This window comes from Dolomitihabitans soli, assembly GCF_022213955.1.
GTDB lineage: Bacteria > Actinomycetota > Actinomycetes > Streptosporangiales > Streptosporangiaceae > Streptosporangium_A > Streptosporangium_A soli.
Genome location: NZ_JAKNTW010000002.1, coordinates 276,308 through 291,880 on the forward strand (window position 1 = coordinate 276,308; position 15,573 = coordinate 291,880).

Genomic DNA, 15,573 nt, shown 5'->3' on the forward strand with positions numbered 1-15,573 from the left:
GGTTATTGACATCACTCCGGGCGGGAGCCTACCGTAACGCATCGGCAATGTCACGGTAAGTTTTCGGATAGTTAACCAGAAACTTTCCGCTCCGGTGAGAGGTGATACACATACCAGCGGCGAGCCCCCGCGCCCTGAACACGAACGGAATCCGTACGGCCCGGCGCGTCACACACCGACCGCCGAGTGCCCGCGCGCGTCGAACACGCGATGCGCGGACTCCCAATTGATCCCGCCGAAGAGGTGCGAACCCGCGCCGCCTCTTCGCCCGGACCCGCTCGCCGCGTGACTCCCGTCCTCCGATCCGGACCAAGCCGATTCACCGTGTGATCACCGAATGAGGTCGTATGCCCGCAAGTGTTGAGCAACAGGTCGTTGAACGCCGGGCACGGCGCGTCGGTGACCTGGTGGCGGAGATGTCACTCGACCGACCGGCGGCCACGGCGCACACGACAGAGCCCCCCGGCCGTGTGGGCTGGAGGGACCGGTGCGGATCGCGCCGGCCGGAAGCGTCGGCCTCGCCGCCGCCCACCCGTGGTCGCACCGCGACCAGGCGACCGGCCTCACCTCCACGATCCTCACTGTCCCAGGCGGCGTAACCGGCTGGCGCCGGCCGCGCGCTCCTCTCCTCCGCCCATTCCTCCCCGGGGCTGAAGCCCGGGGTCTCCAGCGAAAGAGCTCTCGATGAATTCTCGTATGGAAGCCTTCACGCACCGGGTCGGCGGACTCGCGTACGGCGGGGACTACAACCCCGAGCAGTGGGATCCCGCCGTCTGGCGGGAGGACGTCCGTCTCATGCGCGAGGCCGGCGTCAACACCGCGACCCTCGGCGTCTTCGCGTGGGCATCCCTCGAACCGGAACCCGGGAAGTACGAGTTCGGCTGGATGGACGAGGTCATGGACCTCCTGCACGCGGGAGGCATCAGCGTCAACCTGGCGACTCCCACGGCCGCTCCGCCGGTCTGGCTCACGCACCTGCACCCGGAGGTCTTCCCCATCATGGCCGACGGGCAACCGTTCGGCTTCGGGAACCGGTTGCAGTACGACCCGTCATCCCCGATCTACCGCGAATACGCGGCCGGCATCACCACGAAGCTGGCCGAACGCTATTCCTTCCATCCCGCCCTGGCGATGTGGCACATCAGCAACGAGTACGGCCCGACCGCGTACAACGAGGCGAGCTCCGTCAATTTCCGGCGGTGGCTCCAGCGCAAGTACGGTGACCTCGGGAGCCTCAACGAGGCGTGGACCACCCGGTTCTGGGGGCAGATCTACACCGACTGGGAGCAGATCGAGGTCCCCAACATCCCGCGCACCTGGATGAACCCGGCCCGCCGGCTCGATTTCAAGCGGTTCACCTCCGATGCCCTCCTTGAGTGCTACATCGCCGAACGGGACATCGTCCGCTCGTTCCGCGACGACGTCCCGGTCGTGACCAACTTCATGCGCTTCTACCGGAACGCCGACTACTGGAAATGGGCGCCCGAAGAAGACGCGGTCGCGCTCGACATCTATCCCAACCCGCTGGAATCCGACTCACATGTGTCGGCGGCGTTCCAGTACGACCTGTTCCGGTCGCTCAAGGGCGGCCAGCCCTGGCTGCTGATGGAGCAGTCGAGCAGCGCCGTCAGCCAGTGGAAGGTGAACGTCGTCAAGGAACCCGGGCGGATGCGGCTCGGCTCGCTCCAGGCCGTGTCCCGGGCGGCCGACTCCGTGCTCTTCTTCCAGTGGCGGGCGAGCCGCGGCGGGCACGAGCGGTTCCACTCCGCGATGCTGCCCCACTCGGGCGCCGACTCCCGGACCTTCCGCGAGATCGTCGACCTCGGCCGCGAGGTCAAGGCGCTGGCGCCGGTGGCCGGTTCGACCGCGCAGGCCGAGATCGCGATCCTCTTCGACTGGAACGGCTGGTGGGGCCTGGAGGAGACCTTCGGGCTGCCCCGCAACGACTTCAGCTACGTGGAGTCCGTGATGCGGAACTACACCCCGTTGTGGAAGGCGCACTATCCGGTCGACGTCGTGTCAACGGCCTCCTCCCTCGCTCCCTACAAGGTCCTCCTGATCCCCAACGCGTATCTGATCGACGACGACGGCGTCGCCCGGATCACGGAGTTCGTCCGTGCGGGCGGAACCGTGATCATGTCCTTCTTCTCCGGCGTGGTCGACGAGTTCAACCGCGTCCGCCCCGACGGCTATCCCGGCGCGTTCCGGGAACTCATCGGCGCCAAGATCGACGAGTACTGGGCGGCCCGCCCGGACGAGGTGTTCAACGTCGAGTTCGGCGACGGCCGTACGGCGACGGCCACCTGGTGGCGCGACGACATCCACCTCGAAACCGGAACGGCCCTCGCGACCTACCGCGACGGGATCCTCAAGGATCGCGCCGCCGTCGTCGCGAACCGCTACGGCTCCGGCCGGGTCGTCTACTTCGCGACCCTGCTGGACGAGGAGTCCTTCGACACCACGCTCCTGCAGGCGGTGGAGTCCGCGGGCGCCGCGAAGCCCTTCGACGGCGTTCCCGCCCACGTCGAGTGCGCCGTCCGCCGGAACGACGACCATGAGTTCGTCTTCCTTCTCAACCACGACGCCGAGGTGAGCACGACGGTCACCCTCAGCGCGGGCGGCACGGACCTCCTCAGCGGGCGGACCGTGTCCGGCGACATCGAGCTCGGCCCGCTCGACGCCGTGGTCATCCAACGGCCGGCCCGCCCCGCCGAGTAGGAATCGAAGGCCCGCGTCCGAACGGGTTCACACGGTCCGCAGCGCCTCGACCGCCGAGCGGCCCTGCGGACCCGTACGGCGGGCAGCAGACGGCACCGATCACGACCGCGCCGATGCCGCCCACGCCTCGGCAGACGCCCGGGAGTGCAATGTCACGTGCCGATTAAACCGCTCCCGGCGAAAAACAGCGACCCGCGCCGCAGAGGCGATCGACGAACTCACACACGGCCATTCAAGACGCCATTCGACCACCATTAATGATTGCCCAAATCATCGTCCCTACGTGGTGTGACGACAATCGGCGTTCCGCTATCCGCAACCGGGATCGTCTGCGGCTTGATTCGGTCGCCATCCCCTCCCACGTGGGGCGCGACATCCGACTCGGCAAGATTACGGCCTGCCGCCGCCGTACGTTCTATCGGTTGGACATATCCCCCTTTTGAATCACGCCGGTCCCGGCGCCGCCGCTTCCCGCGCGGTCGGCGCAAAATGTCGATCCGCCCTGGCGATTGGCGATTCCACGGTATCGGCGTATATATGAAGCGGACGGCGATGGCGACGGCATCCAAGCCCTCGCATCTGCGGCTTATTGGGGGGAACGTCATTTCTTTTCGGCATGCCCGCGAATGCGGCATCACCGTGGGCCCGCGGGCACCGGCCGGCTCGGCGGAGCCGGGCGACACGCTCGCCCGCCGATTCGACAGCGGGCAGCGGTAGTCGTGGTGCTCCTGGACCCGACCCTCGTCACCAAGGCACTGGCCGAGCTGCTCAGAGCCCACATCAGGCGGTCACCCGCCTGGCCCTTCACCACGTACGGCCAGCCGTTGGTGACCTGCCGGCCACCCGATCTGCTCGCTCCGGGAACCCTCGGGGTCCACCTGTACCACAGCACCGAGGAGCCCTATCTGAAGAACCAGGTGACAGCGGGCGCCGATCCGGGTCCGATACGCGTGATCCCGATGGCCGTGGCACTGTATTACCAGGTCAGCGCCGTGGGAGTGGGCATCGGCGAGCCAGCCGCCGCACAGGAGCAGATCATGATCGGCTGCGCCGCCGAAGCCCTGCACGACCATCCGGTGATCGACGACAGCACGACGGTCCCGCGCGCCGAGCCGCTGCCGCCGTTGCGGGTGCTGAGCAGCGTCGCCCTCGACGGTGTCGGCAACCGGTTCCGCGTCACGCTGCAACCCGCCGCCCACCAGCCGGTGTCCTCGTCGTGGAACGCTCCATCCCCACGGCCGGCGCTGTACTGCCGGCTCGTCGCCGTACTGCTGCGGCGCGCGACGTCCCGGTCCGCCGTCCGGCGTGTCGTCCGGCACGAAGTCCAGAACTTCACCGGGGGCGCTCCCCGGCTCGACGGCAGCCAGAACGCGCTCACCGTCCAGGTTCCCGGCCTGCCGCCGCGGTCACTGGTCGCCCGTCCCGCCGAGGTGCCCGTCGGCGGCGAGATGACCCTGACCGGGTACGCCCTCTCCGGCGACGACTGCCGGCTGCTGGTGCAGCACTACCAGTGGCCGGGCCCGGTCGAGGCCGACGCGGGATGGGGGGTCACCGCCACCGATGACCAGGTGGCCGCGACCGTCCAGCAGCAGGCGGGCGGGCGCGCGATCACGCCGGGACAGTATTCGGCACGGATCAAGGTGATCCGGCGGCGGACGCTTCCCGACGGCACCACCCACGAGTTCCCGGTGATCTCCAACGGCAGCCCGTTCTCCATCTCGGCCAGGATCGACGAACTGGAGGTGGTGGCCGGCGTCGGCACCGTGACCGGCTACGCGTTCGCACCGCCCGACCCCGCGTCGCCCGCGTTCCCGCCCGACGCGGTCCAGGTGTGCGTCGGCGACGCGATTCTGACCGAAAGCACCGGCGCGGCAGCGCTGGCCCACGGGGAGTTCCGGGTGCGGAATGCGGGCACCCTGGAGTTCCGGGTGCCCGCCGACCTCCCCGCGGGGCTGCCCGTGCCGCTGCGGCTGTTCGTTCTCGGCGCCGAATCACCGCCTCGATGGTTCACCCCATGACTCCGTACGGCACGCCAGTGGAGTGAACGCGGCCCGGATCACGTCCGGGCGGCGACGCCCCGTGTCTCCGACTCGGAGAGCGCTCGATTCCAGACGGCCACGTCGGTGATGGCGCCCGGCCAGAAATCCACCGGCTCATCGAAACCGGCTCGCCCGACCGGGCCCGGGGACCCGCCGGGAACTATCCGGTGCCCTTGGGCCAGAACTCGTCGCCCACCGGGACCACCCCGCTGCCCTTGGGCCAAGGGTCGTCGCCCATCGGGGCCACCCCGCCGCCCCTGGGCCAGAACTCGTCGCCGGCGGCGGCGGGGCCTACGGCCAGGGTGAGTCCGGCCGCCGCCGCGGCGGCGGCGAGGGCGGCGGCGATGGCGATCCGCCTCATGTGTTCGATCATCGAAGGGTGCCTTCCCGTGCTGTCGGCGATCGGTCCAGGCCAGTTCACAACGCCACCCTCCCGCCCTTCACCCTGTTCCAGCGTGAGCCGGAACACCCAGGTCACAGCTGCGCGGCTGGTGCCCGTCGACAGGGTGTTGATCGCGTTGCGATTCGCGCCACGGAGTATTCGGGTATGTCCGGGGGAATCTTGAGGATCGTTTTCACGGGTGAGGATCTGGTCAGGGTGCGCATCGCCTCGCGCATCGATGAGCTGTGGGAGACGGCGATGAGCCTGCACGTGCTGCAGAAACCCGGCGGGGGTGCGGACATGGCCGGCTGGCGGCGGCAGGCCCGCGCCGACCTGGCCGAGACGGGCCTGCTGACGCCGGTGCGGCAGAGGCTGGTGCCGCTGATGCCGATCAAGGCCTACTTCCCGGACTTCCTTACCCCGCACCACGCCCAGGCCGGGCCGCAGAACGGCATCGACGCGCTGGCCGACACCCCGCCCTCCCGGGTACGTCGCGAGGTCGACCAGCTGCGCCGGCACGCCGGCCTGCCCGCCACCCTCGACGACCTGGCCCGCGGCAACCAGCGCGCCATCAGCGGCCTGGCCCGCCTGGCCGACTGCTACGGCCGGACCGTCCTGAGGCCCCATCGCACGAGGATGGAGCACGCCCTGGGACGTGAACGCGCCCGGCTCGCCCGCCAGCTCACCGACCACGGGGTAGAGACGATGCTCGCCGCGCTGGCACCTCGCATCCGCTGGCGCCCCCCGATCCTGGAGGCCGACTACGCCGCCGGCCAGTACGAGATCCACCTGCGCGGCCGCGGCCTGACCCTCATCCCGTCCTACTTCTGCCGCTACACGCCGGTCGCCTTGGCCGACCCCAGCTTGCCGCCCGTCCTGATCTTTCCCGTGCCGCGCCGTATCCCGGCCCCCGGCCCGGGGGACGCCCTGCCCGACCTGCTCGGCACCACCCGCGCCCGCACCCTGCGCTGCATCGCCGCCACCGCCGGCTGCACCACCAGCGAACTCGCCCGCCGGACTGGCACCTCACTGTCCTCGGCCAGCGCCCACGCCCAAATCCTCCACCGCGTCGGCCTGATCACCAGCACCCGCCACGGCAACATGGTCATCCACCAGATCACCCGCCTGGGCACCGACCTGATCCGCCACCCCACCCTGCCCTCCGACAGCCGGGCCCACCACAACGATCAAGATCGATAGCGTCAATGGGCCAGCGGGTTACAGGTCTCGGCTACGTGGGCGGCCGGGCTGCGGCCGCGCAGCTCGGGTGCAGTGTGGGCAGGTTGCGGGGCGCTCGCGACTCGCTCGCGCCGCCCATCAAGATCTGCGAGTCCAGAGCCTCTACCCGAGCGTCGTAGTCGTCGCTGTCCGTCGCTGCCGATCCGTCACGCGGCCTCTTGGATCCACTGCCCGTACTGGACCGGGTTCACCGAGCCGAAGGTGAGACGGATGTCCTTGGTCGACTTCTCGTCGTAGAGCGTGGGTTTCAGGGACGTCGCGCTGCGTATCCTGCTGTCCCCTATGGACCAGTTCTGGTTGACGGACTTCACGCTGAGGGGCCTGGTCACGACTCCGTTCGAGCCGGTTCCACGCTCCTCCAGGTAACGGCCGGTCTTCTTGTTCCTGATGAAATACCAGCCTGATCTGAGACCGGGCTCGATGATCCATCGCTGGTAGTTGCGGTCGTTGCATGCGATGGAGTAGACGTCTCCCTTTTTGTTGCTGTCGAGACAGTGGTTGCTGCCCCGATTGGTGAACTTCACGGTCCAACTGGCCGAAGTGATACCGGCGCTGGCGGGGCCCGCGGCCAGGGAGAGCCCGGCTGCTACGGCGATGGCGGCGACGGCGATACGCCTCATGTGCTCGTTCATCGGAAGAATGCCTTTCCTTGCTGTCGGCGATCTGTCCAGGCCAGTTCACAACGCGCCGCCCTCGTGGGTCGCCCTGTTCCAGTCTGGGCAGGAATACCCAGGTCACAGCCACAACAGGAATCGTCGACCGGCTGTTGATCGTTTGGCGATCCGCGCGGCGGAAGGATCGCCTGATTAGCTGATCAACTGGGCGTGCGGGCCGAGGCTAGGGGCGCCGGGGTGGGAGCACGCGGAATTCGTACCGTCCCCGCATCTGGCACTCGCAGCGCGGTTCGCCTATTGCGAAATAAGCAACAAAGTGCGGTAGCTACCGGCCTGATGGATTCGCGAACTTATGGGCTGGTTTGTTCGGAGGTGACCTCGCAGGATACCGTCGAATTCCATGTGTGGCATTGCGGCTCTCTACAGCGACCGGACCGGGAACGACCCCCTCCATACCAGCACCGCGGGGGTGGGGATGCTCTCGCGCATCACGCACCGCGGCCCGGACGACAGCGACCACCGGCTCATCGGCGGGCACGCCTGGCTCGGCCACACACGGCTGTCCATCGTCGACCTTGCCGGCGGACGGCAACCCCTGGGCTCCCCCGACGGCTGGTCCCTGGTCTGCAACGGAGAGATCTACAACCACACGGACATCCGCGAGAGCCTCGGCGAGCAGCATTTCACCACCTCCTCCGACAGCGAGGCAGCTCTCGCACTCCTCAGGGTGCACGGGCCTGAGGCGTTCGACCGGCTCCAGGGCATGTGGGCGTTGTGCGCGGCCGCCCTCGGCGGGCGTTTCATCGCCGCCCGCGACCGGCTCGGCATCAAGCCGCTGTACTGGGCGCGCACCGATGAGGGCGTGCGCTTCGCCTCCGAACTGCGGGCCTTTCCCCTGGACGTGCAACCGGCCGCCGAAGCCTTCCCGCCCGGCTGCCACTGGACGCCCCAGGGCGGCCTGACCCGGTTCGCCGACGCCGTACCGCGCACCGGCCTCCGCGAATGGGACGACACGGCGGGCGAGGTCGCCGAGAAGGCCACCCGCGAAGTGCTGGTCGACTCGGTCCTGCGCCACCTGATGGCCGACGTCGACGTCGGCGTCTTCCTCTCCGGCGGCCTCGACTCCAGCCTCGTCGCCGCGATCGCCGCCGCGGAGTACGCCTCGAAGGGTAGGCGGTTGAAGACCTTCGCGGTCGGCGCCCCCGGCTCCCCCGACCTGCTGGCGGCCCGGGAGGCGGCGGAGTATCTCGGCACCGAACACCACGAGAGCGTCTTCGACGCCGAGCGGGCCGTCGCCGCCCTGGACGAGGTGGTGGCCTCCGTCGAATCCTTCGACGCCAGCCTGATCCGCAGCGCCGTACCCAACTGGTTCCTGTCCGAACTGGCGTCGCGGCACGTCAAGGCGGTGCTTACCGGCGAAGGCGCCGACGAACTGTTCGCCGGATACGACTACTACCACCGCGAGCACACCCCCGCCGAACTGGCGGGCGAACTGGAGCGCACCCTCGGGCAACTGCACGGCCTCAACCTCCAGCGCTGCGACCGGGTGACGATGGCGCACGGACTCGAGGCCCGCGTCCCCTTCCTCGACACGGACGTCATCGCCCACGCCATGTCGCTGCCGCCCGGGATGAAGACGCTGGATGCCGACGGCATGGAGAAGGGGCACCTGCGCCGGGCGTTCACCGGCTGGCTGCCCGACCGGCTGCTGTGGCGGCGCAAGATGCAGTTCGGCACGGGCAGCGGCGCGCAGGGCATGCTCACGCCGCACTTCGACGAGCGGATCGACGATGCCGACCTCGCCACGGCCGCCCATGAGTCCGGCATCGAACTGCGCAGCAAGGAGGAGCTGGCCTACTACCAGGCCTTCCGGCGCGCCCTCCCCTTCGTCCGCCCCGAGGCGGTGCTCACCCGCTTCGCCACCGCCTGAGGCGGTCCTCCCGTCCTCGGCGGTGACGGGAGGACCGCGACCACGCACGCCGCGGCGAGTCTGCTCCGCTCAGGCTCGACGGCGGTTCCGACAGCGGTTCCGGCAGCGCATTCCGCTCCGCAGTGGCAGCCGGCTTGCCGATCAACCGTTTCCCCTGGATCCACCGGACCGGGATGTCAACCGAACAGCCGCACCCCCCGTCTCTCTTGTGCCCATCTGTCGCGACAGGAGTTGCCTTGCGCGTCCGCTCGATTCTCTCGGTCACCGTCTTAGCCGGCGGCCTGACCCTGTTCTCCCCACCGGCGCACGCCACCGGCCCCACGGTGGAGCGCCACTCGGTCATCGCCACCGACATCGTCCTCTACGAGTGCGACGTCACCGGCGAAACCGACAAGCAATCCATCGCGGTCACGGTCGAGCTGACGATGCCGACCGGCGCCATCACCGGCGAGCAGATGACCATCGGCTGGCGCGGGACCTACGCCGACGGCTCCGGGTTGACCGCGCCCGCCGCGGGACTCGCCGCCGGCACCAAGCTGTACGCGTACGCGTCCATCAGCGACCTCCCCGGAGTGACCTCCGCCACCGGAGTGGGCGAACTCGGCACGGTCGGCGCGGATGCGATCATCCCGCTGCCGACGACGGTGGTCGACATGAGGACGACCTCGTCCAACGCGGGCACGGCATCGGTCAAGCCCGCCGCCATCAACTTCGGGACCAGTCCCACCCAGCCGTCGATCGAGTGCGAGGCGACGAACGCCGACACGCTGACGACCTACCCCCTGCCCGTCACCGCGGCCGACCAGACGACCAGCCCCAGCCCCAGCCCCAGCCCCACCGACGGCACCACGAGCCCGACGCCGACCCAGACCGCCACGGACACCACGACCGAGGACCCGGTGGGCGGAGGCGACGAGGAGAGGACTCCGGTGGGCGGAGCCGACACCGGAGGCGGCGGCGAGACCGGCCCCGACGCGCGACCGGTCCTGCTGACCGGCTTGCTGCTCATCATCGCCGCCCTCGCCGGACTGCTGCTGCGCCGCCGTAGCCTTCCCACTCGTTGACCGCCCCGGCACGCCCATCAGGAGCGCACGCCGCTGAGGCCTCGGATCGATCTCGGCGGGCGGCTCCACCGGCGCCGTGACGCTCGCCCGAGGCGGCGGCAGGCGGACGGTGAGCCTTTCAGGGGAAAGATCTTCTGTTGCGGCGGGGAAACGTCCTTGTAATGTACGAACTAGTGAGTTAGTTTCTACCGCACGGGCTGCGGGCCCCCTCGCGGTTCAGGGAAGCACGACGCCGGCACCCCGGCCAGACGGCTGGCTCATCGCGAGCACCGCCGCCCCCACAACTGACCAACTGGTTCGGAACTCGGGTTAACGTGAGAGACCCTCGCGGTCGAGCGATCGAACGGCACCCCCATCGTCGCCCCCGTTTGACCTGGTCATACTCCGACCACGGCAGCGATCGGGCGGCCACAACCCCGACAGAGATCGTCTTGCTGCCGACGCATCGGAGCATTCGCAGAGGAGCATCATCGTGTCCGTGAACCCGGTCGGTCCTGGCGCGGCCACTCCCGCCGCGCAGGGCAAGCCCCGGAAGGCCGCGCTCGCCGCCTGGATCGGGAGTGCGCTGGAGTACTACGACTTCTTCATCTACGGCACCGCCGCGGCCCTGGTCTTCAGCAAGATCTTCTTCCCCGAGTCCTCCCCCGCCACCGGGACGCTGCTGGCCCTGGCGACGTTCGGCGTCGGCTACCTCGCCCGCCCGGTCGGCGCCTTCGTCCTCGGACATGTCGGCGACAAGTTCGGCCGCAAGAAGGTGCTGGTCTTCACCCTGGTCCTGATGGGCATCTCCACCTTCCTCGTCGGCTGCCTGCCCACCTACAGCCAGGTCGGGGTGCTCGCCCCGGTGCTTCTGGTCGTGCTCCGGCTGCTCCAGGGCTTCTCGGTGGCCGGCGAGCAGGCCGGCGCGAACTCCATGACGCTTGAGCACGCGCCGCCGAACCGTCGCGCGTACTACACGAGCTTCACCCTCAACGGCACCCAGGCCGGGCAGATCATCGCGACGGCGACCTTCCTGCCCATCGCCGCCCTGCCGGAGGAGCAACTGCTGTCCTGGGGCTGGCGGGTGCCGTTCTGGCTCAGCATCATCGTCGCGGTGGCCGGGCTCATCATCCGCCGCACGCTGGAGGAGACGCCGGCGTTCGAGCAGGAGGTCGCGAACAACGGCGTCGCCAAGATGCCGCTGGCCGTACTGTTCAGGACGCACTGGGCCGATGTCCTGCGGGTGGTCGTGGCCGCGGTGATCGCCTCGGTGAGCACGATCTTCACCGTGCACGCCCTGTCCTACGCGGTCAACACGATGGGGCTGGAGCGTTCCCCGATGTTGTGGGTGGGCGTGCTGGCCAACGTCGCGGCCGTGGTCACGATCCCGTTGTGGGGGAAACTGTCGGACCGGGTCGGGCGCAAGCCGGTGTTCATCGGCGGGTCCCTGGGCTGCGCGGTGCTGATGTTCGCCTACCTGGGGTCGATCGCGGCCGGCGACTACGTCCTGATCTTCCTGACCGGGATCCTGATGTTCGGTGTGGTGCACAGTGCGACCAGCGGGGTGTGGCCGGCCTTCTACGGCGAGATGTTCAGCACCCGGGTACGCCTCTCCGGTATGGCGATCGGCACTCAGATCGGCTTCGCGATCGCCGGTTTCGCCCCCACCATCGCGACCGCGCTCGCCGGAACGGGGCCGGGCAGCTGGCTCGGCGTCTCGATCTTCACCGCGGTCCTGTGCGTGGTCAACGTGATCGCGGTGGCGACCGGACGCGAGACCTACCGGGTACCGACCGAGGACCTCGGCGCGCGGCGGGCGAAGGCCGGCCCCGCGACGGTTTCCGCCTGACCTGGGAGGTGACGTGAACAGCAGCCGGCCGGACGACGAGTTCCGCGTCTACGCGATCCGTTACGCACAGCGGGACGGGCGGCGTGGTCAGCACTTCCATGGATACGACCCCCGCTGGGACGAATCCCACCCGACGGCCTACTACGTCTGGCTGGCGGTCTCCGCGAACCACACGGTCCTCGTCGACACCGGGATATCGGCCGGCCGGGCGGCGGACATCGACGGGCTGGAGTATCTCGCCTCCCCCGCCGAGACCCTCGCCGAGATGGAGGTGGGCGCGGCGGCCGTCGACCATGTCGTCCTGACCCATCTGCACTACGACCACACCGGTACGGCCCGCGAGTTCGGGGCCGCGCGTTATGTGCTCCAGCGCTCCGAACTCGGCTACTGGACCGGCCCGTGGGCGGAGCGCATCGCCAGGGAAAGGTGGCTGGTCTCCGAGAGCGACCTGGCGCACCTGCGGGCCGCCGGGGAGCGGGTGCGCCTCGTCGACGGAGACGACGTCGTCGTCCCGGGGCTGAGCGTCCATCTGGTCGGCGGGCACACCGCGGGCATGCAGGTGGTCCGGGTGCGTACGGCGCGCGGTCACGTGGTGCTGGCCTCGGACGCCAGCCATTTCTACGAGAACATCGAGGACGACCGGCCCTTCGCGATCCTGCACAGCATGACCGGCATGTACGGCGCGTTCGACCGGATCAGGGAACTGGCCGACGGTCCGCACCTGGTGGTCGCCGGACACGATCCGGCCGTGCTCGATCGCTTTCCCCCCTTCTCGGCCGCTCTCACGGGCAGGGTCGCGACGATCGCCTGACCGCACCGGCACGGGCCTGCCGCCGGGCCGCTTACGGCCTTCCCAGAGGCCGGTTCACTGGGTTATAAAGTAACGTACTAGTTCGTACATACAGGAGCGCCAATGCCCCGCGTACGGGTTCCCCACGGCCCCGACCAGCTCGGCCGGCACGGGCCGGACCCCTGCGGCGGCGCCACGCCGGACGAGGCCCGGCCACCGGGGGCCCGGTGCCATCCGCTGGAGAAGAGAGAACGATGACCTCCCACCTGATCGGGCTGATCGGTGCGGGCGTCGGGCCCTCGCTCAGTCCTCCCCTGCACGAACACGAGGCCGACTGCCACGGCCTTCGCTACCAGTACCGCCTCATCGACATCGCCGAGCTCGGACTCGGCGCGGAGGCGGCCGGTGACCTCGTGCGGGCGGCCCGGCGATTCGGCTACACCGGGCTGAACATCACCCATCCGTGCAAGCAGACCGTCATCGAGCACCTGGACGAGCTCTCACCGGACGCCGCGATGCTCGGGGCCGTCAACACCGTGGTGTTCGACGGAGACCGCGCCATCGGGCACAACACCGACTGGACGGGCTTCGCCGAGTCCTTCGCCCGCGGGCTGCCGGACGCGTCCACCCGCCAGGTCGTGCAACTGGGGGCGGGCGGCGCGGGAGCGGCCGTCGCGCACGCGCTGCTGACCCTCGGCGCCGACCGGATCACCCTCGTCGACGTCCAGCCCGATCGGGCCGGATCGCTGGCCGCCGAACTGACGGCCCGGTTCGGCGCCGGGCGCGCCCTGGCCGCGACCGCGGGCGAGCTGGCCGGGCTGCTGCCGGCGACGGACGGCCTGGTCAACGTCACGCCCACCGGGATGGCGGCGCATCCCGGTCTGCCGCTGCCCGCCGAACTGCTCCACCCGGCCCTGTGGGTCGCCGACGTCGTCTACCGCCCGCTGGAGACGGAGCTGCTCCGCCAGGCGCGGGCGCTGGGCTGCCGGACCCTCGACGGCGGGGGCATGGTCGTCTTCCAGGCCGCCCACGCCTTCCGCCTGTTCACGGGACGCGAACCCGACGCCGAACGGATGCTCACCCACCTGACCGACCTGGTCAGCGCCTGAGAGGCAGGACACAATGCGCAAATCCATCGCCACCGTGTCGCTCAGCGGCACCCTGGCCGAGAAGCTGACCGCGATCGCCGACGCGGGATTCGACGGCGTGGAGATCTTCGAGAACGACCTGCTGGCCAGCCCGCTGTCGCCCGAGGAGGTACGCCTGCGCGCCGCCGACCTCGGCCTGAGCATCGACCTCTACCAGCCGTTCCGGGACTTCGAGGCGGTCCCCGCCGACGTCCTCGAGCGGAACCTGCGTCGTGCCGAGCACAAGTTCGCCGTGATGGAACGGCTCGGCGCGCCCCGGTTGCTCGTCTGCTCCAGCGTCTCCCCCGACGCCGTCGACGACGACGCGCTCGCCGCCGGGCAGCTCCGTCTGCTCGCCGAGCGGGCGGCCGAGCACGGCATCGAGATCGCCTACGAGGCGCTCGCCTGGGGCCGTCACGTCAACGAGTATCTGCACGCCTGGCGGATCGTGCGGATGGCCGATCACCCCGCCCTGGGCACCTGCCTGGACAGCTTCCACATCCTGTCGCGCGGCTCCGATCCCGGCGGCATCGAGGCGATCCCCGGCGAGAAGATCTTCTTCGTCCAGCTCGCCGACGCCCCGCGGCTCGCGATGGACGTCCTGCAGTGGAGTCGCCACTACCGCTGTTTCCCCGGGCAGGGCGGCTTCGACGTGGCGGGCCTGGTGGCGCACGTCCTGCGTAGCGGCTATTCGGGACCGCTGTCGCTGGAGGTGTTCAACGACGTCTTCCGGCAGGCCGACACCGCCCGCACCGCGGTCGACGCGATGCGGTCGCTGATCGCTCTGGAGGAGTCCGTCGCCCGGCACCTGCCCCAGGCCGCGGCGCTCGCCGTACCGCCAGGACCGGTCGTCCCCACCGGATTCGCCTTCGCCGAGCTGGCCGCCTCCGACACCGCCGAGCTCAGCGGCCTGCTGACCGCGCTCGGGTTCGCGCGCACGGGCGTGCACGGCGGCAAACCGGTCGAGCTCTGGGAGCAGGGCGACGCCAGGATCCTGCTGAACGCGGGCACACCGGAGCGGGATCCGGCGCTCGCGGCCATCGGGCTGGAGAGCCCCGACCCTGCGGGTTCCGTCAAGCGCGCGCAGGCGCTGCTCTCGCCGGTCCTGCCTCGCCACCGCGCCCCGCACGACACCCCGCTCGACTCGGTCTCCGCCCCCGACGGCACCGCCTTGTTCTTCTGCCGTACGGCACAGCCGGACCACCCCAGCTGGACCGACGACTTCACCGGCGTCCCGGTGGACGCGGCGCGCGACGAGATCACCCGCATCGACCATGTGGCGCTCACCCAGCCGTGGCACCACTTCGACGAGGCCGCGCTGTTCTACCGCAGCGTCCTCGGCCTGCGCCCGCACGAGAGCCTGGAGCTGGCCGACCCCTACGGTCTGCTCCGAAGCCGGGCCGTGACCGGCGCGGACGGCGCGGTCCGGATCGCGCTGAACGTGGCCCACGTCGGCTCGCACGTCTCCCACCCGGACACCCCCTGGCAGCACGTGGCGCTGGCCTGCCGGGACATCGTCGCCACGGCCCGCCGGCTCCGTGCCCTCGGCGGCGTGCTGCTGCCGATCCCCGGCAACTACTACGACGATCTCGAAGCCCGCCACGACCTGGGGCCCGAGCGGCACCGGACGCTCAGGGAGCTCGGCCTGCTCTACGACCGTGACGCGCGGGGCGAGTTCCTGCATCTCTACACGGTCACCGTGGGGCGGGTGTTCTTCGAGATCGTCCAGCGGGCCGGCGGCTATGACGGCTACGGCGCGCAGAACACCCCCATCCGGCTGGCGGTCCAGCACGCGCCTGCCGACCGGTGAGCGCACCGCCGTAGGATGAGGCCCGACCAGGA

General features: G+C 69.9%; 11 protein-coding genes. 9 read left to right on the plus strand and 2 right to left on the minus strand.

All coding sequences use genetic code 11. The features are described 5' to 3' along the window. Positions 1-684 precede the first annotated feature (684 nt). Together MBA17_RS06110 and MBA17_RS06115 are read left to right on the plus strand one after the other, a co-directional pair. On the plus strand, positions 685-2,718 hold the full coding sequence (locus tag MBA17_RS06110; RefSeq protein WP_238495288.1) for a beta-galactosidase: 2,034 nt from the start codon (positions 685-687) through the stop codon (positions 2,716-2,718). Positions 2,719-3,437: 719 nt separating this feature from the next. Next, positions 3,438-4,736, plus strand: coding sequence for a Pvc16 family protein (locus tag MBA17_RS06115; protein WP_238495289.1), 1,299 nt, complete (start codon positions 3,438-3,440; stop codon positions 4,734-4,736). Positions 4,737-4,917: 181 nt separating this feature from the next. On the opposite strand, the gene MBA17_RS06120 is transcribed toward MBA17_RS06115, so the two are convergent. Further along, positions 4,918-5,118, minus strand: coding sequence for a hypothetical protein (locus MBA17_RS06120; protein ID WP_238495290.1), 201 nt, complete (start codon positions 5,116-5,118; stop codon positions 4,918-4,920). 201 nt (positions 5,119-5,319) lie between these two features. Between MBA17_RS06120 and MBA17_RS06125 the strand changes: the two genes are divergently transcribed. Continuing rightward, positions 5,320-6,339: an ArsR/SmtB family transcription factor gene (locus MBA17_RS06125; protein ID WP_238495291.1), complete on the plus strand. Its 1,020-nt coding sequence runs from the start codon at positions 5,320-5,322 to the stop codon at positions 6,337-6,339. 185 nt (positions 6,340-6,524) lie between these two features. Here MBA17_RS06125 and MBA17_RS06130 read toward each other — a convergent pair whose 3' ends face one another. Further along, positions 6,525-7,010, minus strand: coding sequence for an RICIN domain-containing protein (locus MBA17_RS06130; protein ID WP_238495292.1), 486 nt, complete (start codon positions 7,008-7,010; stop codon positions 6,525-6,527). 382 nt (positions 7,011-7,392) lie between these two features. On the opposite strand from MBA17_RS06130, the gene asnB reads away from it, so the two are divergent. The 6 genes from asnB to MBA17_RS06160 all read left to right on the plus strand — a co-directional run bounded on the left by asnB (position 7,393) and on the right by MBA17_RS06160 (position 15,541). Beyond that, positions 7,393-8,922, plus strand: coding sequence for an asparagine synthase (glutamine-hydrolyzing) (asnB, locus tag MBA17_RS06135; RefSeq protein WP_238495293.1), 1,530 nt, complete (start codon positions 7,393-7,395; stop codon positions 8,920-8,922). A 236-nt stretch (positions 8,923-9,158) separates the two neighbouring features. Then, positions 9,159-9,986 carry a hypothetical protein gene (locus MBA17_RS06140; RefSeq protein ID WP_238495294.1) on the plus strand — a complete coding sequence of 276 codons (828 nt, stop codon included), beginning with the start codon at positions 9,159-9,161 and terminating at the stop codon, positions 9,984-9,986. 472 nt (positions 9,987-10,458) lie between these two features. Then, a complete protein-coding gene (locus MBA17_RS06145) occupies positions 10,459-11,814 on the plus strand; it encodes an MFS transporter (RefSeq protein WP_238495295.1) in 1,356 nt (451 codons plus the stop codon). 13 nt (positions 11,815-11,827) lie between these two features. Continuing rightward, complete coding sequence (locus tag MBA17_RS06150) at positions 11,828-12,625, plus strand: N-acyl homoserine lactonase family protein (protein WP_238495296.1); 798 nt, start codon at positions 11,828-11,830, stop codon at positions 12,623-12,625. A 233-nt stretch (positions 12,626-12,858) separates the two neighbouring features. Beyond that, positions 12,859-13,713, plus strand: coding sequence for a shikimate dehydrogenase (locus tag MBA17_RS06155; RefSeq protein WP_238495297.1), 855 nt, complete (start codon positions 12,859-12,861; stop codon positions 13,711-13,713). Positions 13,714-13,726: 13 nt separating this feature from the next. Next, positions 13,727-15,541 (plus strand): bifunctional sugar phosphate isomerase/epimerase/4-hydroxyphenylpyruvate dioxygenase family protein, encoded by a 1,815-nt coding sequence (locus tag MBA17_RS06160; RefSeq protein ID WP_238495298.1) that lies wholly within the window; start codon positions 13,727-13,729, stop codon positions 15,539-15,541. Positions 15,542-15,573: the final 32 nt, after the last annotated feature.

Coding starts and splice junctions, on each gene's coding strand:
- MBA17_RS06155 (WP_238495297.1), top strand. CDS start 12,859: ATGACCTCCCACCTGATCGGGCTGATCGGTGCGGGCGTCGGGCCCTCG.
- MBA17_RS06120 (WP_238495290.1), bottom strand. CDS start 5,118: ATGAGGCGGATCGCCATCGCCGCCGCCCTCGCCGCCGCCGCGGCGGCG.
- MBA17_RS06110 (WP_238495288.1), top strand. CDS start 685: ATGAATTCTCGTATGGAAGCCTTCACGCACCGGGTCGGCGGACTCGCG.
- MBA17_RS06160 (WP_238495298.1), top strand. CDS start 13,727: ATGCGCAAATCCATCGCCACCGTGTCGCTCAGCGGCACCCTGGCCGAG.
- asnB (WP_238495293.1), top strand. CDS start 7,393: ATGTGTGGCATTGCGGCTCTCTACAGCGACCGGACCGGGAACGACCCC.
- MBA17_RS06130 (WP_238495292.1), bottom strand. CDS start 7,010: ATGAACGAGCACATGAGGCGTATCGCCGTCGCCGCCATCGCCGTAGCA.